The organism is Mesorhizobium argentiipisi (SeqCode), assembly GCF_037179585.1.
Lineage (GTDB): Bacteria > Pseudomonadota > Alphaproteobacteria > Rhizobiales > Rhizobiaceae > Mesorhizobium > Mesorhizobium argentiipisi.
Window position 1 is genome coordinate 42,382 of sequence record NZ_JAPYKO010000013.1, and the last position, 24,062, is coordinate 66,443.

A 24,062-nucleotide genomic window follows, 5' to 3' on the forward strand; every position below is an offset into this window, starting at 1 on the left:
ACGGAGATCGGCGAGGCGGCCTTTGGCCGGCTCCATGGAGATCCGGGCGCAACCTGGTAAATTGCGAAGCAAAGCATTGAAACCGTTTACAAAGCTCCGGCGCCGCCTCACGCCCGCACAGATCAATTTCTATTTCTCGATCGTCTGTTTTTTTTCGCCGCCGGTGCTTGGATCGCTGGTCAGCATAGCTTTCAATGCCGGTGGCGTGTGGTCCGCGATGCTTCTGGCGACGAAACGCCGGCGCTTCAACATCGACCGGCCCATGCTCGCGCTAACGGTGGCGATCTATGCCTATTGCGCGGCCATGGTTCTCGCTTCGATCGTCAACGGCACGCTGGCTGCCGATTTGCGGTTTTTCCTGCCGCTGATCACCTTCCTGCTTTTCCCCATCTCCTATTCGACCTGGAGCATCACCGAGAAGGCCACTCTGGTACGCATTGCCATTCTTGCGAGCACCGCGGCCTGCTTCGGCGCGCTGGCGATCGCCATATTCCAGTATCACTGGCTCGGCGTGAGGGCCGAGGGCGGCGCCGGAAACCCGATCGTCTTCGCAACCGTTACCTGCCTTGCCGCCATGACATGCCTCGCCGGCGCCCTGTCGGGCATCGAGAAACGCTGGAAGCTGCTGGTCCTGGCGGCGATCGCCGGAGCCATGGCGATCGTCTATTCGGGATCACGCATGATCTGGGTGGCCGTGCCGATTGCCGGCATCATCCTGCTTGCCATCAACCGCCGCCGGTTCACCGGCGCCAACGTGGCGCGCTTCGTGGCGATCGGCGTGGTGGTTGCCCTTGTGATCGCCGCCATCGGCTCTCGCGTCGTGCTGGATCGAACCGACTTCCTGGTCAGCGACTGGGATGCGCTGAATGCCAATGGGGACCATTCGACGGCGCTCGGCCTGCGCGTGGCGATGTGGGAAATTGGCTTTGCCGCAGTTCGCGAGATGCCGATTTTCGGCCATGGCATCACGGCCAGCCGCGCGTTGATGAAGCAGGGTTTTCAAGAGCAGTTCGGTCTAAGCGCGGGTTTCAGCCATTTTCACAACGGCTTCCTGACGGCGATGGTCGAGGCCGGCCTGCTGGGGGCACTGGCCCTAGCGTCGATCTTCATCGTTGCCGCCTGGAACGCCGCAAGGACGCTGCGCCGCAGCGCCGATCCGGTGGAGCGGTTCGGCGCGACGATGATCCTTGTCGCGGTCATCACCTATCTCACCGGCGGAATGACCGGCATCCTCGTCGGCCACGATATCCTCGACGCGACGCTGATGGTATTCCTGATTGCGGGAACCTACCTTGCGTCCGGGCGGACGGTGGCGCCAACCGGCAAAGACGCGCCTGCCATGGCGCCGAGTGTCAGCCCGCAACCATGAAGGTCCTGGTCACCGGCGCGACAGGCCTCATTGGGCGCCGGGTCGTCAGCCGGTTGCGCGAAGCCGGATTCGACATACGGATCGCTTCGCGCCTGCCGCAGCGGCTGGCGGGAGCGGACGATGCCGTCGCGCTACCCGGCGCCGATGCGCCGCAGGAAGCCTTCCTGGCGCTGATGCGCGACGTGACGCATGTCGTCCACTGCGCGGCGCTCAACAATGATCGCAGCGCCGGCGCGGCCGACTTCCGAACCGTCAACGCGATGCTGACCGGACGGCTCGCCCAGGCAGCCGCCACGCGCACCGACGGGCGCTTCATCTATCTCTCTTCGATCCGCGCCGTGACGGGTGCCGGTTTCAGCGGCACCATCGACGAGGCGACGCTCCCCGCCCCGCAATGCGCCTACGGGCACTCCAAGCGCGAAGGTGAGATCAAGATGCTGGAGGCTTTTGCAACGGCGGGACGCGACGGCGCGACGGCGCTGCGGCTGCCGCCGGTCTACGGCGAAGGCATGAAGGGAAACCTGCGCTGGCTGATGCGGTTGGCGGTCATCGGCCTGCCGTTGCCGACAGCCGCTCTGACGGCGGTTCGCTCGCTCGTCTCCCATGACGCCGTGGCCGGCGCCGTGACGCATCTTTTGACCAGTCCCGTGCCGCCGCGCCCGACCTATGTGCTCGGCGATGTGTCGCCGGTTGGGATGTCCGAAATCGTCACCGCGTTCCGGCGCGGATATGGCCGGCCTGCCCGGCTTCTTCCCGTGTCGGGCTGGCCTTTCCGGATGCTGGCCGCGCTCACCGGCAGACAGGCCGCGTGGCAGGCTCTGGTGGCGACGCAGATCTGCGATTCGTCGTTGCTGGCCTCGGAAGGCTGGGAACGGGAAAACGATACGCTCGGCCGGCTTGAGGAACTGGCGCGACAAGGGGGCCGTTCGCCGGTACCGTGAGCGGCCAAACGCTCTACGCGCGGAAGACTGTGCCCAGCAATATCTTGAGGTCCAGGCTCGTCGAGGCGGCCTTGATGTAGGCCGCATCGGTCTCAGCGCAAAATTTTGGATCGGACATGTCGATGCCCTTGATCTGCGCCAGCCCTGTGATGCCCGGAAGTGCGGTGAGCACGCCCAGTTCTTTGCGCCGTTCGATCAGTTCCGTCTGCGTCGGCAGGCATGGACGAGGGCCGACAAGGCTCATCTCGCCCTTGAGCACGTTCCAGAGCTGCGGCAGTTCGTCGACCTTGGTTGCGCGCAGCACCTTGCCGACCGCGGTGACCGAACCGGCCGGCGCCTCGTGCGTGGGCAAGGAAGGCGTTGCGAGATACATGGTGCGCAGCTTGCGGCAGGCAAAGAGGGCTCCTCCCCGGCCGACGCGGATCTGCGAAAAGATGGCGGGGCCCGCCGACGTGGCCCGGATCGCCAGCATCGCGACACCCAGGACGGGCGACGTCAGCGCCAGCATCGGAACGGCGACCGCAAGGTCGAGCACACGCTTCGCTGTCATGGCTCAGATCCTGCGCCAGAGGAAAGCGACGTAGAGCCCGAGCGTGCCCATGAATGTCTGCCGGTAGACGCCGCTTTTGCCGAGCAGGCTGAAACGCCTGAAGACATTACCCTTGCGCGCCCTGATGAACAGGCGAAGGCAAAGTGCAGCATCGCGTGCGATGAGGTCGCGGTTAACGGCGAGGCCTCGCAGGTTGCTGTCCGTCCAGGTGGCGAACTGGCCCTTGAACAGACGCCCCAGCCTTGAAAGCCTCGCGCTCCACGAGACATTGGCGCCGACGAGGTTTGCCTCGTGCTGGCGGTACTTGACCAGCGGCCGCGGCTCGTAGCGGACCTTGCCGCCGGCGGCGGTGACGATGAGATAGGCCCACCAGTCATGGCTGACGAATTCGGCTCTCGTCGATGCTTTCGCCAGAAGGTCGCGCGCCGCGCGGTTGAAGAGCATCGTGTTGCCGCCGGCGATGCTTTGCACCAGCGCATTGCGGAAGGACGGCGGGCGCCGGAAGAGTGGCGAGTAGCCGGCCGGAACGCCGGTCTGCGAAATGGTCGCCGTGCGCGAGCAGAACAGGAGCGGTGTTTCCATGTCCTCTCCCTTCATCCAGCGGATGGCGCTCTCCAGCCGATCCGCCTCCCAGACATCGTCCTGGTCGCAAAAGGCGTAGTAGTCGACATCGATGCGCGGATCGATGATCATCGAGCGGAAATTGGCGGCGAAGCCCCTTCGCGGACCATCCACCAGTGTGACGGATCCCTTGTTCCAGCGGGACCGCCACGTCTCGACGATTGCGATCGTGGCGTCCGACGAACCGTCGTCGGAGATCCAGAGATCGACGAGCGGCCAGGACTGCGCCAGCAAGGATTCCAATTGTTCGCCGATATAGGCCGCGCCATCCTTCGTGCCCATGAGAACGGCCACGCGCTGATCTTTTCTGGTCACGGCTGTGGAATCGCTTGCCCGCAGGGTGTTTGAACGGGTTTCAGTAGCCAATTGCGGGCGCGCGGCACAGGTGCAAAGCGTATAGCGCGCTGTAGGTTTTGGATTTTATGCATGTCTTTGTCCCGAAACCGGTTCCCACTTTCGAGAGACATGCTCTAACCGATCTGTCCGGCCGCTTTCGGCGCCGCCTCTTCGCGCAGGCCGCCAATGTCTTCTTCCGCCCTGTAGAGCCCGGCCAGGATGGCAAGCGCGGCGGTCTTGTCGCGATCGTGCATGGCGGCAACCAGCGCCGGCAGGGCCGCCTCGATTTTGGGCCATTCGAGGACCCCTGCCCTGAGGCCGAAAATCTTGGCGGTGGCGAGCTTGACCACCTCCTCGTTCTCGGCGTGCAGCGTCTCGTGCAGCTTCTCGCCGGGCCTGATGCCGGTGAAGCGGATCGGAACATCAGTGTAAGGACTCTTGCCGGCCATGCGGATCATGGTTTCGGCAACTTCGAGGATCGGCACGGGCTTGCCCATGTCGAGCATGTAGATGGCGTAGTCATCCGCGCCCCGGCGCTGCTCGGCATCGGCGGCCGACATGATGACGAGGTCGACGGCCTCGGCCATGGTCATGAAATAGCGGGTCATGCGCCGGTCGGTGATGGTGACCGGTCCGCCCGCCTCGATCTGCGCCTGGAAGATGGTCGCCACCGAGCCAGTGGAGCCGAAGACGTTGCCGAAGCGCACGGCAATGAACTTGGTGCCGGAACGACGCACGCTCGAGGCGCCGGCCCGATGACCGTTCGCCGCGGCGGCTTGCGAGGGCGATGGCGCGGCATGGGTTTCATGCAGCGAGGAGACGATCTGCTCGGCCGCGCGCTTGGTGACGCCGAGCACCGAAGTCGGGTCGACGGCCTTGTCGCTGGAGATCAGCAGGAACTGCGGCACCCCGCATTCGGCGGCGATCTCGGCGCAGGCGAGCGTGCCGAAGACATTCGTCTCGATCGCCGCTTCCCAGTTCTCTTCCAGCAGCGGCACGTGCTTCAGCGCCGCGGCATGAAAGAGGATCGAGGGTTTGAACTCGCTGACGAGACGCATCATGTGAGCCCGGTCGGTGACGTCGACGATACGGCTGGTCAGCCGGTCGCGGTAATGATCGTCGATCAGCTGATCGAGCTGGAAAATGCCGAATTCGGAATTGTCGGCCACCAGCACCGCCTCGGCGCCGAGCTCCAGCGCGCGCTTGACAAGCACGCGGCCAATGGAGCCGGCGCCGCCTGTGACCATCACCCGTTTGCGGCCGACGAAGGCGCTGATGCGCGTGGTGTCGATGGCGACCGCCGAACGGCGCATGATGGTTTCCATCTCGACATCATCGAGAACCAGCCTGCCGCCCTGCCCGAGCTCCGACAGGCCGGAGAACTGGACGACGGCGATGCCGCTGTGGCGCGCGACCCGCACCAGCTCGGCATAGTCCTCGATCTCGCGCTCGACCCCCTTGCCGAAGATCAGGAGGTCGAGGTTTTCCGTGCCCTTGACATAGTCCTCCAGCACCTCGACCAGGCGCGGCCTGAGCGCCACGACCGGAACGCCCTGGATCCGCGTGCCGAGCGGCACATCGGCCTCAGTCGCCATGATGCCGGCTATGGTGTATTCGGCCGGCGCCGCCGTGCGGGTGAAGCGCACGATCACGTCCGCCTCACTCAATCGGCCGATGAACAGCGCCTGCTTGACCGGACCGTCCCCCGGAGGGCGGCGCAGGATGCGCCAGGACGCGCCGTCGCGGAGAAAGCGATAGTATAGCCTGGGCGCCGATATGATGGTGAAGGAGACCAGGAAGAAGACGATGAACTGGCGTTCGTTGAGGCCGGCGACCGGATGGAAGAGACGGAAGGCAAGCGAGGTCACGTAGAGGACCACCGTCAGGCTGCCGCAGCCCTTGAGGATGTTGAAGAAGTCGGGCGTGGAGGCAAAGCGCCAGACGGTGTTGTAGAGGCCGCAGGAGCGAAACAACAGATGGGCGGCAAGCACGATGAGCGCCCAGCAGGCGAGCCCGGCAAAGGAGAACGCCTCGAAAGAAAGCCGCGACTGCGAGAGGATGAGACTGAGAGCCACCGCCACGAGGACCATGACGAGGTCCTGGATCATGATGATGGCCTGCCGCATCCTCGGTCGGAGTTCCGATACGGCTTCTACGTATGCGGTCATTGGGTGGCACTGAACTCCAGGCGCAGGGACATGCTATCAGAACCGCGCCGGACAAAACACCGTCCGGCGCCACTCTGGATTGCAAATCCCCAACCCCGTCACCCGGTTATCGCCTTAGCGCGGAGCGAGCGGGAGGGCCAGAGGTTTTTTGACGTGCCAGCGAAGTTACTTCCGGGAAACTTGTCATCCAGTAACTCATTAGCTCATAATGTGCAGCGGACCTTCTTGACGATGTGCCTCTAAGCGACTCCGAGGAGCGACAGCACCTTGCGAAGAATACGCGACGCCAGTCGCTTTGCCAGATCAAGCGTAGGCTCCGGCAATGCCTTCACAGGCACTTCGACAATCACTGTCACGGGCACTTCAACCACCTCCTTTTCGGGCAGAGCTACGGATCGATAGCTAGGCCCGACTTCACGATCAAACTCAGCATAGTGTTTGAGGGTCAGGCGAATCCGTTCAGCGCTCAATTCGGCAGGGGACATGACCTCGATGGGATGCGCACGTCTCATCTGAACGATGAATTCGGAGCCGAGATTCTCCTCCAGCCAAGCGATCTTCAGCGAAAGCAGGCCCATTGCGTGAAGTTCCATCACCACGAGCTGAAACAACGACGGCGTGAAGAACCAAGCGTGGGCATCGACGTAGGGCCCAGGCGTCGAACTGTTGGCGAGATCCTCTTTATAGGACTGCAGGGCATGATCGAAAGGATGAGCCAACCCAATGGCAGACTGATCGCCCGAAACCCAGGCTCCTTTGTTCCCCCGCATTGCAGCGCGCGATCGAGCTTCAAACAATGTTTCCGGTACATGGCGAACACGACGTTCACGATGGGCGGCTAGAATTTCGCGAATACCAGTCGGAGCCTTCAAAAGATCGAAGCATTTGCGCATATCGGGGACCCCCAGCGATATGATGCCCTCGGGCTTCAATAAGCGCGAGCACTGCTGGAGGAAAGACAGCATATCCGGTGTGTGCTCAATCACATGGCTCGCGACAAGGAAATCATAACCGCCCGGATTTCTCTCGAGGGCGACGACATCTAGAGGCTGCCCGGACCACACAATGTCCACGTCTTCAATATTCCCCACCCGTTGCCGGATGACCTCCTCTGTATGGTTTCGAGCTGCCGCACGGAGAGCTTGACCATCCTGTGTATCGACGACTACCGTGTTCCAGCCCTCTGACTTTGGGGCAACCGGGTTGAAGAACGGACCGATCTCGATACCGATCATGGTTTCTTTGTCGAGGTGTCTCCTGAGTTGGTCCAAGCGCTGCAACTAGAACTCCATATTCAGAAGGGGGCACCGAAAGGTGAAGGAACGCTCGCAGGATTCCTGGTCGGACGTCCTTTGGCTATTAAGCGCTTGGCTGGCGCCTCAATCAAGTAGTAGGAGATGCTTGACAAAACGACCGTCACAGCAATGACGCAACATAAATATAGTAATGGCTCCGTTGTTATTTTTGTGTACGTCGTAATTATAGCCATTATTGGCCAGTGAAGAAGATAAATGGAAAACGATATCATACCAATGTATCTCGCAATTCCGCTTCCCAAGAACTTCGTCGCAATTGGAGCGTGAGCCGCAGTGTAGACCAGAGCGCCTACAGCTACCGCATTCAGAGGCGACCGCCAGAATTCAAAAAAATCCAAGCCAAGCAGCTTCGATACTGCGGGCATAGCCACTATCGTTGCGCATAAGGCCAACGCGAATGCTCCACTTGAACCAATGGTTGGGACCTGAGAGAAAACAATTCCGACCAAAAAAAACGCCATAAGAAAGGGCCGCAGCGCCATAGGATCTGGAACAAATAGAAGTACCGGAATGGACGCCATCGACAATACGATTCCTGCACCTTTACTTATTGAAAATACACCCCATATAACCAAAAATATCATGTAAAAGTGGATTTCCACCGGAATTGTCCACATCACGCTTACCGCCTTCACGAGCAGTAGATGGTCTAACAAATTTTGCTTATTCACATCATATATTACAGGAACCCCTGCGATGTATCCTAAACAATAAGACACAACAACCACAGCTAAATACAAAGGCAAAACGCGAGCGACACGCCGAGCCACAAAATCGGCCGCCTCCACCCTTTTTATCGGGTAATTTAGGTAAATAGATCCAATTAAGAAGCCCGAGAGCGCAAAGAATACTTGAACCCCGACCTGCCCACCGCCCCCTTCAAAGATGAATCCAAGGATCCCTAACTGACCGCAAAGGTGGCTAAGCACCACGAGCAACGCCGCGAAGCCGCGAAGGCCGTCCAGGTTATGTAACCTAATCAATTGTCCTTGGCTCCCCCGCCGCTATTCCCGCACCTTCGTGACATGTCAGCCAATCGTCCACGACGAGACCGCTCGCAGCAGTGAAGAGTTCGACTTCTCTGCATAAAGCGTCCTCAGATATTCGACGTCGCCGTTGCTCGGCTGCGGACAAACTCGTGTTCCGACGTGCTCGATGACCTCCTCCCCATGCGGAAAGGGTTCGACCTGTAGGAAAGCCGCTATAGAATCCAGCACGGCCGCCGGATCTCGCCTCAGATCGTTGGAACGCAGTAGCAGAACGTTCTGGCGACCAAAAATTCGAAACAGATTCCGGATCTGGCGCCAATAGAAACCTCGTTCGACATAGCTGTAAGTCCTCCAAGACGGATGACTTCGGCAGAGTCCATGAAGCCGTGCCCGTCCCGCCCTAATGGCGTACGCAAAAGGAACATTGTCTGCACCCCTGGAAACTTCCATCCGCCAGTGGGACCACGCTCGTTCAATAGGGTCACGAAAGATTAAGATAAGCCGCATTTCGGGATTGTACGCTGCAATCCGATCAAGTGCATTCGGCCAAAACATGGAAATCGGGGTAGCCTCAAAGGCGATTCTATCTTCCTTGTCGGACGGGAAAAATTGGTGAAGCAAATCGTAGTTGGGCTTGGTCCAATCTATATGCCCCTCATCATCAAAAAAATGGATTTCCTTCTGTCTCGGAGACAACAGAGAGGGATGTCTCGCTAGATACGAGAAGAGCGCCGACGTTCCCGCCTTTTGGACCCCTGCGACGACGAAACCGAGGCGTCCGTGGCGCATCTATTGACTCCCATCAAACCCTATCTCGCCTTTGACGGTATGGCCAGATTCCCCGCGGCGCCTGGGGATTCCAGCGCTCGATAATCTCGGGCCGCTGCAAACCATTTTGCCATCTCGCGCTGATGTACCGCAGGCGGTGGAAGTCCTACGAACTCGGCTAACTCGCAAAGCAGCAATTCCGGATGTAGCGCCGCTCGTTCGTAACTTACCAGCAAGGTCGGCCATTCAAGCCTTTGCAGCAACTCCCAATACCTAGTGAACCGATGAAGTGCCTGCTCATAAGCTTGTTCAATCGAATATTGCATCCTCTTGAACTCTGACTGAGCTATCGCGGCTACATCTCTGTTGACGAATACCACGAAGGGATTTCTTACTGCGCCCGACACCGCTTCAAGATATAGATCGGCAGAAGGATCTTTCCATCCCCAGATGTCACTTACATTGTTCCTGCGGCCAATAATCCTTTTGAGGTTTTCTATAGCAGTCTCAGCAGAAAGCCCCATCGGACGGCCATCAACATCGAGACCTTGAGCAGCATTGACGAGCTCGACGTCCTCATGATTAACAGAATCGGCGTCGGTACCCATCGGAACGCCCAAGATAATAGCCGCGCCCGCAACCAGGCTCGTTCCTCCTCGCCCACAACCCACCACTATCAGAGTTCTTTGGACACCAGGGGACCCTATCCTAATCGCCTTATGGGACGTTTCCATGTTCACCGTTTCGATGCTTGATCCGCTCCGCCCTCAATCGCACGAACAGGCGCTGACATCAGGCTGTCCTACGTTCGCCGGCTAGCTTATCTCTCGCCACAATGTGAACGTGGCGCTTGACGAAATTCAAGTGCCTGGAGGTAAACGACCGATCCCAGTTCCGCGGATACTTCATCGCCTTCGCGAACCGGTAGCGCTCCTCGAGGTTCTCACTCTTGGATTTTGCCAATTCTAGGGCCGAAACGATTTCGTTCAGCCCCGGCGCCGCCGGAATTACGTTTCCGCTGAGGCTACGCAGATAGCTCTCGGTTTTTGTCTTAAACGTATTCGTCACGACCACACAACCCGACGCAGCCAAGTCCATCGGAATCATGCTTGGATGCGGCGAAGCCATCAAGGTCAGGCAGATATCGAAGCTGGCAACTTCCTCGATGTACGTGCTTAGATCCATTCTCGGCAGCGAGACCGAACGAACGCCCGGAAGCAACTCGACTACCCCCTCTCCAAGACCCATGCCAACACAATCCCACTCGTCTGGATCGAAAATTCCCAATCTGAATGCGGTCGACAGAGACAACGCCGTCAATTCGAACATATTCCGGTCCACAACCGGGCGAGAATAGAAGACGATTCTCTTTTTTGCCTTCGAACAATTTCGCTGGATAAATAATTCCCTAGATAATAGATTTGCAGAACAAGCGTTGTTGAAGAACGTATATGACATCTTGCGGGATACTATCCCGCCGACATCGCTTTTGACAAAGAAATTCATTAGGCTTTCACTTGAGAAGATCGCGTGATAGCGCATCTCGTATGTTCGATCAGCAACGACATGTAAGCTGTTCGCCGGATAAAACAAGGATTCATAATCTTGTATTAAATATATGAACCGCTCGTTTTCCGTTAACGATTGAATCTTATTTGCAAAATATGCGGAATACCACACAGTTGCAACTGTGTAATCGTACTTAGATACCTTGAGGGGCGCCCTTCTTTCTCCTATATATTCAACCTCAAGTTCGTCAAAAATCCTCTCCATTCCAGGGTATTTTAGGATCTTCTCTCTAAATTCTGGAAGATTGAAGTAGAAATTGTCGAAAAGCACAAGTCGGACGTTCACGCCTGTCGTGCGCAAAAAAAGCGCCACCTGGAAGATACCAAAAAAACCTGCGGAAATGGACTTAAAATCGAAAGCCGGAACGAGAACGTTAATCGTCTGCGGCCGGCGTTCATCGATTTCGACGTCCGGCAAATCGTAGACGCGGTTCAATCGTAGATTGAGGAAATCCCGGTCATAAATATGGTTCGGAGGCGCGATTGCAGGAACCAGTGGGAGACCCGCGAGATAGGAGGACTGCAGATCGGCAAGGAGTCCAAAGCGGTGAGCCGCAGAGAGGCAAAGGTAGGCAAGCCGACTCTTGTAGCTCTGGAGTTGGACATTCGGATCGAAGACCTTGTGATAGGACTGCTTCAACTCCTGGTGCCCAAACAGCCGCGATCCCGCGCCGGCAAGCGCTGTAGTAAGCCGTCGACGCATTAATTGAAAATCTCCTCTCTCACGATTCGACCCTTTTCGAGATATACTGCCGAGTGACACATAGAACGGATCAATGCATCGGAATGAGACGCCAGAACAATAATGGCCGCATTGTTTAGCCAACGGTCCATCCGATCGCGCGCCTTCTTCTGGAATGATTCGTCGCCGGTTCCCAATCCCTCATCCAGGAGCACGATATCGGTTGGGTAAGCCGTAACAACTGAAAATGACAATCGTGTCTGCATGCCTGCCGAGTATGTGCGGACCGGAAGGTCGATGAAGTCGCCGAGTTCAGAAAAATCGACTATGGAATCGATTTTCTGTTCAACGTCCTTTGGCGATATTCCAGCCATGAGGCTTTGAAGCCGGATAAATTCTCGCCCGGTAAGTTCGGGAGATAGGCCCATCGACGGCTTTATCAAAACGGCCGTATCTCCCTCTATGGCGGCAGTCCCGCTTGTGGGCTTCAAAATACCCGCCAGAACCCGCAGCAACGTCGTCTTACCGGCACCATTATGTCCGCACAGGCCCAATCGCGTCCCGGGCTGAAGGTCAAGCGAAACGCCGTCGAGCGCGGCCACCTCGAAACGACCCGAATCACCCGCCAGCAGACGACCGCCGGTCGTAAATCGGAGCGCCGCCTGCTTGAGCGAGCGATTAGCGGGGGCGGACCAGATCGGGATTCGCACGGCGACATCAGTTAGTTGAATCGATGGCTGTGACATTGGACTCCAATTTGACTGCCGGCTTCAGATTTCAGAGCCAATAGGGAATTCGGTGCTGAGTTCTTCGATAAAGCGCGTATGCGGCGAGGCTGCCCAGCAAAGCGATCACGGCAGAAACGAGTACGCTTGTGTAGTCTGTGCCACCATTTAGGATCGGCGTGCGCGCGGCATCGATCATGTAGGAAATGGGATTGAGAATTAGGAATAGCGATTCAGAGGGAAGAACCTTCGCCGTCCAAAGGATCGGCGACAGTATGAAAAGCAACTGCATCGCCGATCCTGTGATTAACGGAACGTCCCTGAACCTCACCGAAATAACCGATACTATGGACGATATCCACGTCGCGTGAGCTATCAGCAACGCGACACCAAGAATGAACATTGGAATATTCAATCCAACGTTCGGATAAGCTATTAACATCGTCAAAAAAACAACTAACAGATTGTGAAGAAGTATCATAAAGTTCTTTGTAACACATCGAAATAAACAAGAAGCCGGAGACATTTTTGTATTTAAAATTAGGTCATTAGCGTTAATTACGCTCTCGGCGCCCTCGACCACAGTTGCCGACAGGAATTGCCAAAGAACTATGCTCGTCGCCAAATGGTGGAGATATTCTTTAATTGGCTGATTGAGCAGAACCGCATAAAGAAAGCCAACCGACGCAGCGAATATCGCTGTATTCAAAGTTATCCAAAGGGGACCGAAGGTCGAGTTTCGGTAACGAAGCCTTATGTCGAACTGAGCAAGCCGAAACCACAGCGTTGACGTGTTTGAGATCATATCCATCCCTTCAGAGTGGCCGCTGTAGCTTCCGCGCGCCGCTCCGTAGCCTACTCACTACTTCCCCGGTCGCCTCCCGCCACCCCGGCGCCGTCCACCCGAACACATCCTCAAACTTCTCGCTCGACAGCCGCGAGTTGGCCGGCCGCCTGGCCTTGGTCGGATAGTCCGCCGTCGCGATCTCGCGCACTTTCGCGTGCGGGCCACCAAACGCCCGGCTTGTGTCGAGGATGTGACGGGCAAAGCCGCTCCAGTTGGTGTCGCCCTCGCCCGCCAGATGATAGATGCCGAAGGCGGCGAAATTCCTGTCGTCGCCCAGCTTCGGCGCCGCGTGCAGGATCGCGTCGGCAATGTCGAGCGCCGATGTCGGATTGCCCCATTGGTCGGCGACGACCGCGATCTCGTCGCGGTCGCTGGCCAGCCTCAACATGGTCTTGACGAAGTTCCTGCCGAAGGGGCTGTAGACCCAGGCTGTGCGCAGGATGATATGGCGCGGATTGGCGGCCGCCACGGCCTCTTCGCCGGCGAGCTTGGAGGCGCCGTAGACGCCGAGCGGCGCGGTCTTGTCGGTCTCGACATAGGCGCCGTCCTTGGTGCCGTCGAAGACATAGTCGGTCGACAGATGGATGACGGGAACGCCGAGCCTTGCCGCCGCTTCGGCCACCTTGCCGGCGCCGGTTGCGTTCACGGCGAAGGCCAGGTCCTTCTCGTCCTCGGCCTGGTCGACGGCGGTGTAGGCGGCGGCGGAAACGACGATATCGGGCCTCGCCGCTTCGAGTGCGGCGAACACCGTGTCGGGCCGCGTCAGGTCGATCGCCGGCCGGCCGACGGCGACGACTTCGACATCGTCGCGGCCGCGCGCCGCCTCGACCAGGCTCGCGGCAACCTGGCCGTCGCGTCCGGTGACGGCAAGCCTCACGTGGCCACCTTCCTGCTCCCGGCCGCCTTCCCGGGCGGGCCGCTATCGCTCTTTACGTTTTCGATCGGGGCGTTTTCGATCGGGCGCTTTTCGGCCGCAGCCCGGCCCAGCCGCGCGCCATCGTAGCGCTGCTCGCGGATCGGCCCCCACCACCATTTGTTGTCGAGGTACCAGTCGACGGTCCTGGCCAGGCCGCTGTCGAAATTCTCGCGCGGCGCCCAGCCGAGGTCGCGCGCGATCTTGGCGGCGTCGATCGCGTAGCGCCGGTCATGGCCGGGGCGGTCGGTGACGAAGGCGATCAGCTCGCGGTAGCTTTTGCCGCCGGCACGCGGCCGCTTCAAATCGAGCAGGCCGCAGATCGTCTCGACGACGCCGAGATTGGTGCGCTCGGAATTGCCGCCGACATTGTAGCTCTCGCCCGGCCGCCCCTTGGTCGCCACCAGCTCGAGGGCGCGCGCGTGATCCTCGACGAACAGCCAGTCGCGCACATTGGCGCCGGCGCCGTAGACCGGCAGCGGCTTCTCGTCGAGCGCGTTGAGGATGACCAGCGGGATCAGCTTTTCCGGAAAATGGTACGGCCCGTAATTGTTCGAGCAATTGGACAGCACCACCGGCAGGCCGTAGGTCTCGTGCCAGGCCCGCACCAGATGGTCGGACGCCGCCTTCGACGCCGAATAGGGCGAGGACGGCGCGTAGGGCGTCTCCTCGACGAACAGGCCGCCGTCGAAAGGCAGGTCGCCGAACACCTCGTCGGTCGAGACATGATGGAAGCGGAAGCCGCGTTGGCGAGCCTCGGACAGTCCCCGCCAGTATTCCAGCGCGGCATTCAGGATGCGGTAGGTGCCGACGATGTTGGTCTCTATGAAGGCGCCCGGCCCATCGATCGAGCGGTCGACATGGCTCTCGGCGGCTAAGTTCATGACGATGTCGATGTCGTCGCGGCGCAAGATCTCCAGCACGGCGCGCTCGTCGCAGATATCGGCTTGCTCGAAGCGGTAATTATGCGCGTTCTCGATCGGCCTCAGCGAAGCGAGGTTGCCGGCATAGGTGAGCTTGTCGAGATTGGTGACGCGGTAGGCCGGATTGGCGCACAGATGCCGGCACACGGCCGAGCCGATGAAACCGGCGCCACCGGTAACCAGGAAATTCATGCCGCCGTCCCTCCTCACGCGAACACCTCCGCCGCGGTCAGCAGCGGCGCGTTGCGATCCTTATCCGACAGTTGGAAGCCGCCCGCGATCTCGGGCCATTTGATGCCGATCGCCGGGTCGTCGAAGCGGATCGAGCGGTCGTGCCCGGGCGAGTAGGTGTCGGTCACCTTGTAGAGCACCTCGGTATTCGGCACGAGCGTGACGAAACCATGGGCGAAGCCTTTCGGCACCAGGACCTGGTTGCCCTTGTCGGCCGATATCTCCAGCGCTTCCCATTGGCCGAAAGTGGGCGAAGAGCGGCGGATGTCGACCGCGACATCGAGCACACTGCCCCGGATGACGCGCAGCAGCTTGTCCTGCGCGCGCGGCGGCAGCTGATAGTGCAGGCCGCGCAGCACGCCGGCCGCGGCGGAATAGGAATGATTGTCCTGCACGAAATCGAGATCGATGCCGGCTTCGGCAAAGCGCTCGGCATTCCAGGTCTCGCTGAAAAAACCGCGCGCGTCGCCATGCCGCTTCGGCAAGATCTCCAGCACGCCGTCGAGGCCGAGCGCCCTGACCTCAAGCACCCCGCTCCTCCATCAGATCGGCCACCCGCCGGCGCAGATAGGCGGCATACTCGTTCTTGCCGAGCCGCGCGGCGCGATCCAGAACCTTGTCGGCGCTGATCCAGTGCTGCTCCAGCGCAATCTCTTCCGGGCACGCGATCTTGATGCCCTGGCGATGCTCGATCGTGCGCACGAAAGACGATGCCTCGAGCAGGCTGTCATGCGTGCCGGTATCCAGCCAGGCATAGCCGCGGCCGAGGCGGTGGACATGCAATTTGCCACGCTCGAGATAGACGTTGTTGACCGTGGTGATCTCGAGCTCGCCGCGCGCCGAAGGCCGGATGGTCGAGGCGATGTCGACCACATCGTTGTCGTAGAAATAAAGACCCGTCACGGCCCAATTGGACTTCGGCTTTTGCGGCTTCTCCTCGATCGTCAGCGCCTTCCCGGTGGCCTTGTCGAAGGAGACCACGCCATAACGCTCGGGATCGTCGACATAATAGGCGAAGACCGAGGCGCCGCCATCGCGCGTCGCCGCCTCGCGGCAGAGCTGCGACAGGCCGCCGCCGAAATAGATGTTGTCGCCGAGAATCATCGACACGCTGTCCTTGCCGATGAAGTTGCGGCCGATGATGAAAGCCTCGGCGAGGCCGTTGGGCTGCGGCTGCTCGGCATAGGACAGTTCCAGCCCGAATTCGGAACCGTCGCCCAGCAACGCCTGGAAAACCGGCAAGTCGCGCGGAGTTGAAATGACCAGAATCTGGCGAATCCCAGCGAGCATCAGCACGCTCAGCGGGTAGTAGATCATCGGCTTGTCGTAGATCGGCAGTATCTGCTTAGAAACCGCTAATGTAAGTGGATAAAGGCGTGTCCCGCCCCCACCCGCAAGGATAATTCCTTTCAACAAGCTCTCCTTGAACTACCGCGGCCCCCGCCTCGTCGCCAAGTTGCCCGTGCTTAGGTTTCGGACGCTTGCTTGTCAATGTCGGCTTTGACTGCTTCCCGACGTTACTTCACCCCTTTCTACCATCCGGCATGCGGTGGTTTCGAGCGAAATCCGACTACATAATGAAAAAGGGCCGGCGGGCGCCTGTCGCCCACCGGCCCTTTTTTGCGTCGATCTGGCTCAGCCGCGCTTGAGCAACGTCCATACGGCCGGCACCAGGCTGGCGGCCAAAGCCACCTTGATCAGGTCGCCGACGATGAAGGGCAAGACGCCGAACTGCCAGGACTTTTCCGGTCCGATGAGCATCGCCAGCCAGGCAAAGCCCATGGCCATCATGACGACCTCCGCCGTCAGCATGGCGCCGAACAGCTTGAAGGGATTGCGGTCCCAGCCGCGATCGGCGGCCCAGCCGGCGATGGCCGCCATGACCACGAAGCCGGCGAGATAGCCGCCGGTCGAGCCCAGCATATAGGCGATGCCGACGCCCTTTTCCGGCGTGCCCTGGAAGACCGGCAAGCCAAAAGCGCCCTCGGCAAGGTAGAGAAGGAGCGTCGCGACGGCCAGCCGCAGGCCGAATGCCGAGGCGATCAACAGCACGGCCAGCGTCTGCAGCGAGATGTCGACCGGGCCAAGCACCACTTTAGTCTTCGCCGAAAGCGTCAGCAGCAGGGTTCCGGCAAGCGCCAGGAAGAGCTGGGTCGCGAGCCGGGCAGCGCCGCGATCCGGCAGGGTGAGAGAAACAAGCGGGCGCATCGTGGTTGCAGTTGCCATGGTCTTCCCTGTTCTGGCTGATTTGCCGGGTGGCTGAGTTGCTGGCTTTAAAGCGCATCGCGCAGAAACGGATTCAGGCGACGCGCTTTAAAATTCGTCTTGGTGTATTTCGTTCTCCAAAACCGCGGCGCAGTTTTGGGCGACATGCATTGATTGTCCTATATTGGCTTCCGTATCGGACGGCAATCATTTTGCCGCATCGCAACGGAGCACGCCGGCATGGCCCTTGAATTCGACACCAGCTTCGATCCCGCCTATGGCCGGGCGATTGCGGTTGCGCCGGGTGTGCTGCGCGTCACCGCCAGAAATCCAAGCCCGTTCACTTTCCACGGCACCAACAGCTATCTCGTCGGCCGCGACACGCTGGCGGTGATCGACCCGGGGCCGGAAGACGACGCCCATCTGGAAACGCTGCTTGCGGCGATCGCTGGCCGTCCTGTCAGCCACATCTTCGTCAGCCACACCCATCGCGACCATTCGCCGCTCGCGGCGCGATTGAAGGAGCTGACCGGCGCCCCGACGCTTGCCGAAGGCCCGCATCGGCCGGCCCGCGCCTTGCGCATCGGCGAGGTCAATCCGCTCGACGCCAGCGCCGATCTTGCCTTCGTTCCCGATGTCGTGCTGGCCGACAATGCGCTGACCGAGGGCGACGGCTGGGCGATCCGCACCGTGCTGACGCCCGGCCACACCGCCAACCACGCCGCGTTTGCGCTCGATGGAACCGGAACCCTGTTTTCAGCCGACCATGTCATGGCCTGGTCAACCTCGATCGTTGCGCCGCCGGACGGCGCCATGGCCGACTATATGAGCTCCATCGACAAGCTTTTGGCGCGCGACGATCGCTTGCTTTTGCCTGGCCATGGTGGAGCTGTGGCCGCGCCCCAAAGCCTTATGCGCGGGCTGAAGACGCATCGCAAGATGCGCGAAAGGGCGATCCTGGAACGCATCCGCGCTGGAGATCGGACTATCACTGAAATGGTCGCGGCGATCTATTTCGACACGGACCCGCGGCTGCACGGCGCAGCCGGCCTGTCGGTGCTTGCCCAGCTCGAGGATCTGGTCGCGCGCGGACTGGTCGTCACCGACGGCGATCCGGCCATAGACGGCGTTTTCGCGCCCGCCGCGTAGGTCCGGAGCGCTTTACCGTTTCACGGAAACGGCGAAGCGCTCCCTTCTTCCTTTTTGACGCAAATTCCTGACGGAAAACCGCTTCACACTTTTCCTGGGATTGCTCTACTCGGCCGGCCCCGCGCCGACCTGCCCGGCGACCTCCTGGTCGAGCTCGCCAAGGAAAGCCGTGATGCGGGCGGCGTTGTCGCCGAGGTCGTAGCGGCCGTAGCGCGAGGCCGAGCGCATGTCGACGATGATCTGCTCGCCGTCGTCGGTGATGCGGATGGCGACGTCGGCCGGCAATCCGAGCACGAAGCCCTTGGCCAGCGCGTTGATCGTCGCTTGGCTCTGGCCGTTGATGTCGGGATAAGGCGCCGTCAACTGCCAATCGCGGCGGTCGAGCACGGTTTCGACAGCGTCGACGACGGTTTCGAAAGGCAGATTGTAGCTGCGCCCGCTGACCAGCGGATAGGCCTCCGCCTGCAGGCTCTGTTCGCCCGGCGTCGGCGGCGACAACTGGTTCATGTCGGCGGTGCGGTCGCTGGTGTCTAGCGCCGGCGGATCGTCGAGATCGGTCGAGATATCACGCAGCGGCGGATAGATCGTTGCCCAGTAGACCGCGACGCCGTAGGGTGCCAGCACCAGAAGCGCCAGCAGCGCACCGACCGAGAGATCGCGGCCGCCGCGATCGCCGAAGCTCCAGACCCGCGACAGGGCAAGGCCTGCCAGCAACAGGGCACACGCGGCCAGCAGCGCTACCACCGCCAGCACCCACAGGAAAGGCGGAGTCTCGACGAGATCGAGCCGATAGCCGGCAACGACGGTCAGCAGAAGGACGAGCGAAAATGCGCCGATCCGCCGCGACCAGCCGGCCGCCCTCGACGTCTGCCGTTCAGGAACTGTAGCCATTGTCTGCCGCATTACCCCAGTCCGAACCGAGACTTAGAGGTTTTTGGCGCGGGCTTGAAGCCGAAAGATCGAACATTTTTCGTCAATCCGTCGGCAGGCGATAGTCCTTGAACTGGGCGCGCAAACTGGTCTTCTGGATCTTGCCGGTGGCGGTGTGCGGGATTTCGCCGACGAAGGCCACGTCGTCGGGCATCCACCACTTCGCCACCTTGCCGCTCATGAAGGTCAGAATGTCGCCCTTGCTCGGCTCCCTGCCGGGCTTGCGCACGACGACGAGCAGCGGCCGCTCGCCCCATTTGGAATGCGGGATTCCGATGGCCGCCGCTTCCGCCACGTCCGGATGGCCGACGGCGAGATTCTCGAGATCGATGGTCGATATCCATTCGCCGCCCGACTTGATGACGTCCTTGGCGCGGTCGGTGATCTGCATATAGCCGCTGGCGTCGATATGGGCGACATCGCCGGTGTCGAACCAACCGTCGGCGTCGAACTGCTCGGCGCCGTCGCCGCCATAATAGGCGCGGGCCACCGCGGGCCCGCGCACCTTGAGATGTCCGAAAGTCTTGCCGTCCCAGGGTAGCGCGTTACCGTCGTCGTCGGTCACTTTCATTTCGACGCCGAAGGGCGGAAAACCCTGCTTGCCCTGGACATCGAGCCGCGCCTCGCCGGTCCGCATCTCATGTTGCGGCTTCAAGGTGCACAGCGTGCCCAGCGGCGACATCTCGGTCATGCCCCAGGCATGCACCACCTGCACGTCGTAATTGTCCTGGAACTTGGCGATGATGGCACGCGGGCAGGACGCCCCGCCAATCACGACCTTCTTCAGATAAGGCAGCTTCTTTCCGGTCTCCTCCAGATATTGCAGCAGCATCATCCAGACGGTGGGCACGGCGGCGCTGAACGTCACCTTTTCGGTGTCGAGCAGTTCATAGATCGAGGCGCCATCCATCTTGCAGCCCGGCATCACCAGCTTGGCGCCGATCATCGGCCCGCTCTGGCCGAGCCCCCAGGCGTTGGCGTGAAACATCGGCACGACAGGCAGGACGACATCGCGCGTCGACAGTCCCATGGCGTCGGGCATCGCCGCCATCATCGCATGAAGCACATTGGAGCGGTGGCTGTAGAGAACGCCCTTCGGGTCGCCCGTCGTTCCGGAGGTGTAGCACATGCCGGCGGCGGTGTTCTCGTCGAACGTCTTCCAGGTGAAGGCGCCGTCGGCTTGGGCCAGCCATTCCTCGTAGGCGACGGCATTCGCCAGAGACGTTTGCGGCATATGCGCGTGGTCGGTCAGCACGATAACCCGTCGCAGCGACCGGACCGCGCCGGCAATCTTTTCCAGGATCGGCGCGAAGGTCAGATCGACGAAGATCGCCTTATCCTCGGCATTGTTCATGATCCAGGCGATCTGCTCGGGAAAAAGCCTCGGGTTAAGCGTGTGATAGACCGCGCCAATGCCCATGATGGCGTACCAGGCCTCGATATGGCGGGCAGTGTTCCAGGCGAGGGTCGCGACGCGGTCGCCCAGCCTGAAGCCGTCGCGCTCCAGCCGTTGCGCCACCTTGAGCGACCGGTGATGGATCTCGGCAAAGGTCGTGCGCACGATCGGGCCTTCGATCGAACGCGACACGACCTCCCGGCTGCCGTGCTGGCGTTCCGCATGGTCGAGCAGCTTGTGGCAAAGCAGCGGCCATTCCTGCATCAATCCAAGCATCAATTCCTCCCTTTGCGCATTCGCGTCATTTGTTTCACGCATTGTGAAACGAACCGGCGGTTTGTCCAGCCGCCATAAGTCGAAGCCGGTGGATGGATCGAAGGACCGGGAAAACCGCCATAATCCGGCCATCGTCGCCGTTAAGCTTCGTTAACGGGCTGGGTGAGATTGGCGAATGGAGAGATTCGCATGGACGCGCAGCTCGACGAAAAAGCCCTCGAAAGCACGCTTGCCGAAAGTCTGGACGATCTGACGCCGGACATCAAAACCGTTTCCGAAGATGAATTTGCCGAAGTCGTCGGCGGCGCGCTGGAGGCCGTCGGCGGAACGTTGCTGTTCAAGATGCGGGTCGAAAACGGCGCGGAGGGCGAGCATGTGGCTGCCGCCTGCATCGGCGACGCCGGCAACCGCCAGTTCCTGCTGCTGACGCTGCCGACCAGCGGCGGCGCGCTCAAAGTCGAAACCGCGGCGCGGAGCACCAATCCGGTCGCGGGCATTGCCGCCGCCTATGCCGGCCTTATGGATGCCTTCAAGACGGCCGCCTGACGACTGGAAAACAGACGTTCAGTGAATGGTGATGACGCCAAGCGGAACGCGCGCTTGCGCGATGCGCCTGGCCGACACATGTAAGTCTTCCTCGAGAACGTTTCACCGTCTCATGGAAACGACGAAACGCTCCCTCTGTTTTAACGCAATTCCGGACGGAAAACCGCTTCGCACTTTTCCTGGAATTGCTCCAGGAGACCATTCATGGACAAGCCTGCCAACCCAGCTCCCGGCTTTCAGCGCAATCCCGACAAGGTGATCACCGTCGAACCCTATCGCGGCAGCGTCACGGTCCGCGCTGGCGACACCGTCATCGCCCGGTCGACCAGGGCCAAGGTGCTTTCAGAACCGCCCTATCCGGCCGCCTTCTACATCCCGTTCGACGATATCGACTTCAGCAAGCTCGCCGGCACCGAGCACGCGACGCATTGCCCGTACAAGGGCGATGCCAGCTACTGGAGCGTCCAGCCGGCCGGCGAGGCAGGCAAGAACGCGATGTGGGCTTACGAGACGCCATTCGACGAAATGGCCGAAATCCGCAATCACGGCGCGTTCTATACGAACAAGGTGACGGTCGAAGCCGAACCGGGCTGAGCCTTCGTTGGCCCGCCAGACGGCACCTCAGTCCGTCGTGCCGTCGTTGCCTATACCCTCGGCATCGTCGAGGCGTACGAAGGTCATGCCCTTCTGCTTCAAGGCGAGCAGGCCTTGAACCACGCCCTCGCCGGCGGCATGGGTCGGCTGGTTGATGTGGGCGATGATGACGTCGCCGTCCTTGGCGGCGCCGATGCGGCGCGCCGTTTCCTTTGCGCCGAGCAACGAGCCGCCGTCGCCGTTAACCGAGAAGCCTGCGATCTTGAAGCCCAGCCTGCGGATCATGGCGATCGCCGAGGGGCTGTATTCGGCGGTGGCGCCGCGGAACCATCTTGGCGCCGGCCCGCCTGCCCCGGCAAGGGCAGCGGCGCCGGATTCAACCTCGGCCTGCACGGCGTCCGGGCTGCCGGCGCTGCGGATGCCGTAGATCTTCTGCGGCGTATCTACTGCCGGAATGTGGCGGCCGCCATGGTTCTCCAATTCAAACAGATCAGGATGCGCCCGCATGATCTCGACGGCTTCGGCATTGCGCTTCAGCCAGATGCCGGTAACGAAGATCGTCGCCGGTATCCTGTTGTCGACAAGCGCCGAAAGTATCCTCGTGTCGGTCTTGCCGCCGCAGGCATCGAGCGTCAGGGCAACGCGACCGCCACCGCCTTCAACGCCCTGCGGCTTCACATGCAGCGTCGGCTCGAGCAGCGTCGCGGCATTGCCCGCCGACGCCGCGAACAGCGACAGCGCCATCGCGCAAAGGGAGTTTCGAAGCAGTCCCGTCATTCGTTCCAAACCGGCGCGGTCGGGCATTCTCCGCGCCGCGCCAAAAACTTGTCCCTACAAAACCGGCATCTAGGCGAAAATCGGGACGGCAAACAGCGCAAAAAGCAGCGGTCGCGAAAATTTGCTTTCGCCTTACACCACGGCCTCCGGGGCCATCTCCGTTCGCGCCAGCAGTTGGAGCACGGCATTGACGACCGTGTCGGCCTCCAGGCGCCAGACGCAACACGCCTTGTTGGGGTCTGGCCGTTCACACAGGTCACCGCCGACGCAGTCGCAAGGCATGGCGGGGCGCACCGCGATGCTCGGCACGCCGACTGGTCCCCAGTGGACCGGGCTCTGCAGGCCGAACAGGCCGACGACGGGAGTCCCGACCGCGGCAGCCATGTGCATGGGGCCGCTGTCGTTGCCGAGAAACAGCCGCGCCTGTTTGAACAACGCCGGCAAGGTCTCAAGCGGGAGCGCTCCGACAAGGTTGACGATCCGAGCCTTCGCAGCCGCCAAGACCTTTTCGACCACCTCGTTCTCGTCCGGGCTGCCGATCAGAGCGACGTCGAGGCCGGTTTCGGCCGATATCCGATCGATTGCGGCGGCAAAGCGCTCGGGCTGCCAGCGGCGCCCGGGGAAGCTTGCCCCGGCATGCACCGCGACGAAGGCGTTCGGCCGAAGGTGGAACTTGTCCAGCAGCGCCAAGGCTTTCGTCGTCTCCAACGGCAGCGGCCGGATGTCGGGATCCCGCACGCGCAACTCTATGCCAAGCGCCTCCAGCGGCGAAAGATAACGACAGAGAAAGTGCTGCCCGCCATAGCCGAACGGCTTTGCCTTGACGTTGGCAGGTTGGCACTCTACCCAACTCGGCGGCCTTTCGGACGGATGATATCCGACGCGAACCGGTGCACCAATCAGCCCCGAGATGAACCGCGACGTCTTCGTATCGGTGATGTCGACGACCATATCGAAATGGCTCCGGCGCAACTTAAGAAGCGTGAGAATAAGCTCCTGCGCGCGCCGCAGCGGCGTGCCACGCATATGGGAACGGCGAAATGTCACGACCTCCGAGGCGACGTCGTTGGCCGTGAGGAAGCTGGCGAAGCGGCCATCGCAGAGGAAGACGATACGGACGCCGGGATATTCGAGCTGCAGATTCCTCGCAAGCGCGGAGGAAAGAACGAGATCGCCAATGTGCTTCGTTTGCAGGATCAGGATCGACCGCAGAGGGCCGGAGCGAAGCCGCGACATCCGTGT

Annotated in this window: 23 protein-coding genes and 1 pseudogene; 5 read left to right on the forward strand and 19 right to left on the reverse strand. The window is 60.8% G+C overall.

Annotated elements, in window-relative coordinates; genetic code table 11:
- Nucleotides 1-76 precede the first annotated feature (76 nt).
- Nucleotides 77-1,369 carry an O-antigen ligase family protein gene (locus O7A05_RS18720; protein WP_337094466.1) on the forward strand — a complete coding sequence of 431 codons (1,293 nt, stop codon included), beginning with the start codon at nucleotides 77-79 and terminating at the stop codon, nucleotides 1,367-1,369.
- Entirely contained in the window at nucleotides 1,366-2,310 is a 945-nt protein-coding gene (locus tag O7A05_RS18725; RefSeq protein WP_337094467.1) for an NAD-dependent epimerase/dehydratase family protein, read from the forward strand. Before O7A05_RS18720 ends, O7A05_RS18725 begins: the two co-directional genes overlap by 4 nt.
- A gap of 13 nt (nucleotides 2,311-2,323) precedes the next feature.
- Here the strand turns inward: O7A05_RS18725 and O7A05_RS18730 are convergent, their stop codons facing one another.
- The 15 genes and pseudogenes from O7A05_RS18730 to O7A05_RS18800 all read right to left on the reverse strand — a co-directional run bounded on the left by O7A05_RS18730 (nucleotide 2,324) and on the right by O7A05_RS18800 (nucleotide 17,173).
- Nucleotides 2,324-2,860 (reverse strand): sugar transferase, encoded by a 537-nt coding sequence (locus tag O7A05_RS18730; RefSeq protein WP_337094468.1) that lies wholly within the window; start codon nucleotides 2,858-2,860, stop codon nucleotides 2,324-2,326.
- A gap of 3 nt (nucleotides 2,861-2,863) precedes the next feature.
- Nucleotides 2,864-3,775: a glycosyltransferase family 2 protein gene (locus tag O7A05_RS18735; protein ID WP_337094469.1), complete on the reverse strand. Its 912-nt coding sequence runs from the start codon at nucleotides 3,773-3,775 to the stop codon at nucleotides 2,864-2,866.
- Nucleotides 3,776-3,951: 176 nt separating this feature from the next.
- Nucleotides 3,952-5,985, reverse strand: a complete 2,034-nt coding sequence (locus tag O7A05_RS18740; RefSeq protein ID WP_337094470.1) for a UDP-N-acetylglucosamine 4,6-dehydratase — start codon at nucleotides 5,983-5,985, stop codon at nucleotides 3,952-3,954.
- A gap of 239 nt (nucleotides 5,986-6,224) precedes the next feature.
- The gene (locus O7A05_RS18745; protein ID WP_337094471.1) at nucleotides 6,225-7,265 is read right to left on the reverse strand and encodes a class I SAM-dependent methyltransferase; all 1,041 of its coding nucleotides are present in this window, start codon (nucleotides 7,263-7,265) and stop codon (nucleotides 6,225-6,227) included.
- A 14-nt stretch (nucleotides 7,266-7,279) separates the two neighbouring features.
- Nucleotides 7,280-8,284: an acyltransferase family protein gene (locus O7A05_RS18750; protein WP_337094472.1), complete on the reverse strand. Its 1,005-nt coding sequence runs from the start codon at nucleotides 8,282-8,284 to the stop codon at nucleotides 7,280-7,282.
- Nucleotides 8,285-8,329: 45 nt separating this feature from the next.
- Nucleotides 8,330-9,079 carry a sulfotransferase domain-containing protein gene (locus O7A05_RS18755; RefSeq protein WP_337094473.1) on the reverse strand — a complete coding sequence of 250 codons (750 nt, stop codon included), beginning with the start codon at nucleotides 9,077-9,079 and terminating at the stop codon, nucleotides 8,330-8,332.
- A 20-nt stretch (nucleotides 9,080-9,099) separates the two neighbouring features.
- Nucleotides 9,100-9,666 (reverse strand): hypothetical protein, encoded by a 567-nt coding sequence (locus O7A05_RS18760; RefSeq protein ID WP_337094474.1) that lies wholly within the window; start codon nucleotides 9,664-9,666, stop codon nucleotides 9,100-9,102.
- A 184-nt stretch (nucleotides 9,667-9,850) separates the two neighbouring features.
- Entirely contained in the window at nucleotides 9,851-11,329 is a 1,479-nt protein-coding gene (locus O7A05_RS18765; protein ID WP_337094475.1) for a rhamnosyltransferase WsaF family glycosyltransferase, read from the reverse strand.
- Nucleotides 11,329-11,889 (reverse strand): annotated as a pseudogene (locus O7A05_RS18770) (ABC transporter ATP-binding protein); the annotation flags it as partial. The gene O7A05_RS18765 and the pseudogene O7A05_RS18770, both read right to left, overlap by 1 nt.
- Before the next feature lie 196 nt (nucleotides 11,890-12,085).
- The gene (locus O7A05_RS18775) at nucleotides 12,086-12,844 is read right to left on the reverse strand and encodes an ABC transporter permease (RefSeq protein WP_337094477.1); all 759 of its coding nucleotides are present in this window, start codon (nucleotides 12,842-12,844) and stop codon (nucleotides 12,086-12,088) included.
- Between the two features lie 4 nt (nucleotides 12,845-12,848).
- Nucleotides 12,849-13,757, reverse strand: a complete 909-nt coding sequence (gene rfbD, locus O7A05_RS18780; RefSeq protein WP_337094478.1) for a dTDP-4-dehydrorhamnose reductase — start codon at nucleotides 13,755-13,757, stop codon at nucleotides 12,849-12,851.
- Nucleotides 13,754-14,908, reverse strand: coding sequence for a dTDP-glucose 4,6-dehydratase (rfbB, locus tag O7A05_RS18785; protein WP_337094479.1), 1,155 nt, complete (start codon nucleotides 14,906-14,908; stop codon nucleotides 13,754-13,756). Before rfbB ends, rfbD begins: the two co-directional genes overlap by 4 nt.
- Nucleotides 14,909-14,922: 14 nt before the next feature.
- Nucleotides 14,923-15,477, reverse strand: coding sequence for a dTDP-4-dehydrorhamnose 3,5-epimerase (gene rfbC, locus O7A05_RS18790; protein WP_337094480.1), 555 nt, complete (start codon nucleotides 15,475-15,477; stop codon nucleotides 14,923-14,925).
- Nucleotides 15,470-16,360, reverse strand: a complete 891-nt coding sequence (gene rfbA, locus O7A05_RS18795) for a glucose-1-phosphate thymidylyltransferase RfbA (RefSeq protein ID WP_337094481.1) — start codon at nucleotides 16,358-16,360, stop codon at nucleotides 15,470-15,472. Before rfbA ends, rfbC begins: the two co-directional genes overlap by 8 nt.
- Before the next feature lie 222 nt (nucleotides 16,361-16,582).
- Complete coding sequence (locus O7A05_RS18800) at nucleotides 16,583-17,173, reverse strand: biotin transporter BioY (protein ID WP_337094482.1); 591 nt, start codon at nucleotides 17,171-17,173, stop codon at nucleotides 16,583-16,585.
- A gap of 219 nt (nucleotides 17,174-17,392) precedes the next feature.
- On the opposite strand from O7A05_RS18800, the gene O7A05_RS18805 reads away from it, so the two are divergent.
- Nucleotides 17,393-18,301, forward strand: coding sequence for an MBL fold metallo-hydrolase (locus tag O7A05_RS18805; protein WP_337094483.1), 909 nt, complete (start codon nucleotides 17,393-17,395; stop codon nucleotides 18,299-18,301).
- A 105-nt stretch (nucleotides 18,302-18,406) separates the two neighbouring features.
- Here O7A05_RS18805 and O7A05_RS18810 read toward each other — a convergent pair whose 3' ends face one another.
- Nucleotides 18,407-19,192, reverse strand: coding sequence for a DUF1499 domain-containing protein (locus O7A05_RS18810; protein WP_337094484.1), 786 nt, complete (start codon nucleotides 19,190-19,192; stop codon nucleotides 18,407-18,409).
- 82 nt (nucleotides 19,193-19,274) lie between these two features.
- On the reverse strand, nucleotides 19,275-20,903 hold the full coding sequence (locus O7A05_RS18815) for a fatty-acid--CoA ligase (RefSeq protein WP_337094486.1): 1,629 nt from the start codon (nucleotides 20,901-20,903) through the stop codon (nucleotides 19,275-19,277).
- Between the two features lie 189 nt (nucleotides 20,904-21,092).
- Between O7A05_RS18815 and O7A05_RS18820 the strand changes: the two genes are divergently transcribed.
- Nucleotides 21,093-21,449: a hypothetical protein gene (locus O7A05_RS18820; RefSeq protein WP_337094487.1), complete on the forward strand. Its 357-nt coding sequence runs from the start codon at nucleotides 21,093-21,095 to the stop codon at nucleotides 21,447-21,449.
- A gap of 204 nt (nucleotides 21,450-21,653) precedes the next feature.
- On the forward strand, nucleotides 21,654-22,043 hold the full coding sequence (locus tag O7A05_RS18825; RefSeq protein WP_337094488.1) for a DUF427 domain-containing protein: 390 nt from the start codon (nucleotides 21,654-21,656) through the stop codon (nucleotides 22,041-22,043).
- A gap of 27 nt (nucleotides 22,044-22,070) precedes the next feature.
- On the opposite strand, the gene O7A05_RS18830 is transcribed toward O7A05_RS18825, so the two are convergent.
- Both O7A05_RS18830 and O7A05_RS18835 read right to left on the reverse strand, forming a co-directional pair.
- Nucleotides 22,071-22,820, reverse strand: coding sequence for a polysaccharide deacetylase family protein (locus O7A05_RS18830; protein ID WP_337094489.1), 750 nt, complete (start codon nucleotides 22,818-22,820; stop codon nucleotides 22,071-22,073).
- 132 nt (nucleotides 22,821-22,952) lie between these two features.
- Nucleotides 22,953-24,056 (reverse strand): glycosyltransferase family 9 protein, encoded by a 1,104-nt coding sequence (locus tag O7A05_RS18835; protein WP_337094490.1) that lies wholly within the window; start codon nucleotides 24,054-24,056, stop codon nucleotides 22,953-22,955.
- Nucleotides 24,057-24,062: the final 6 nt, after the last annotated feature.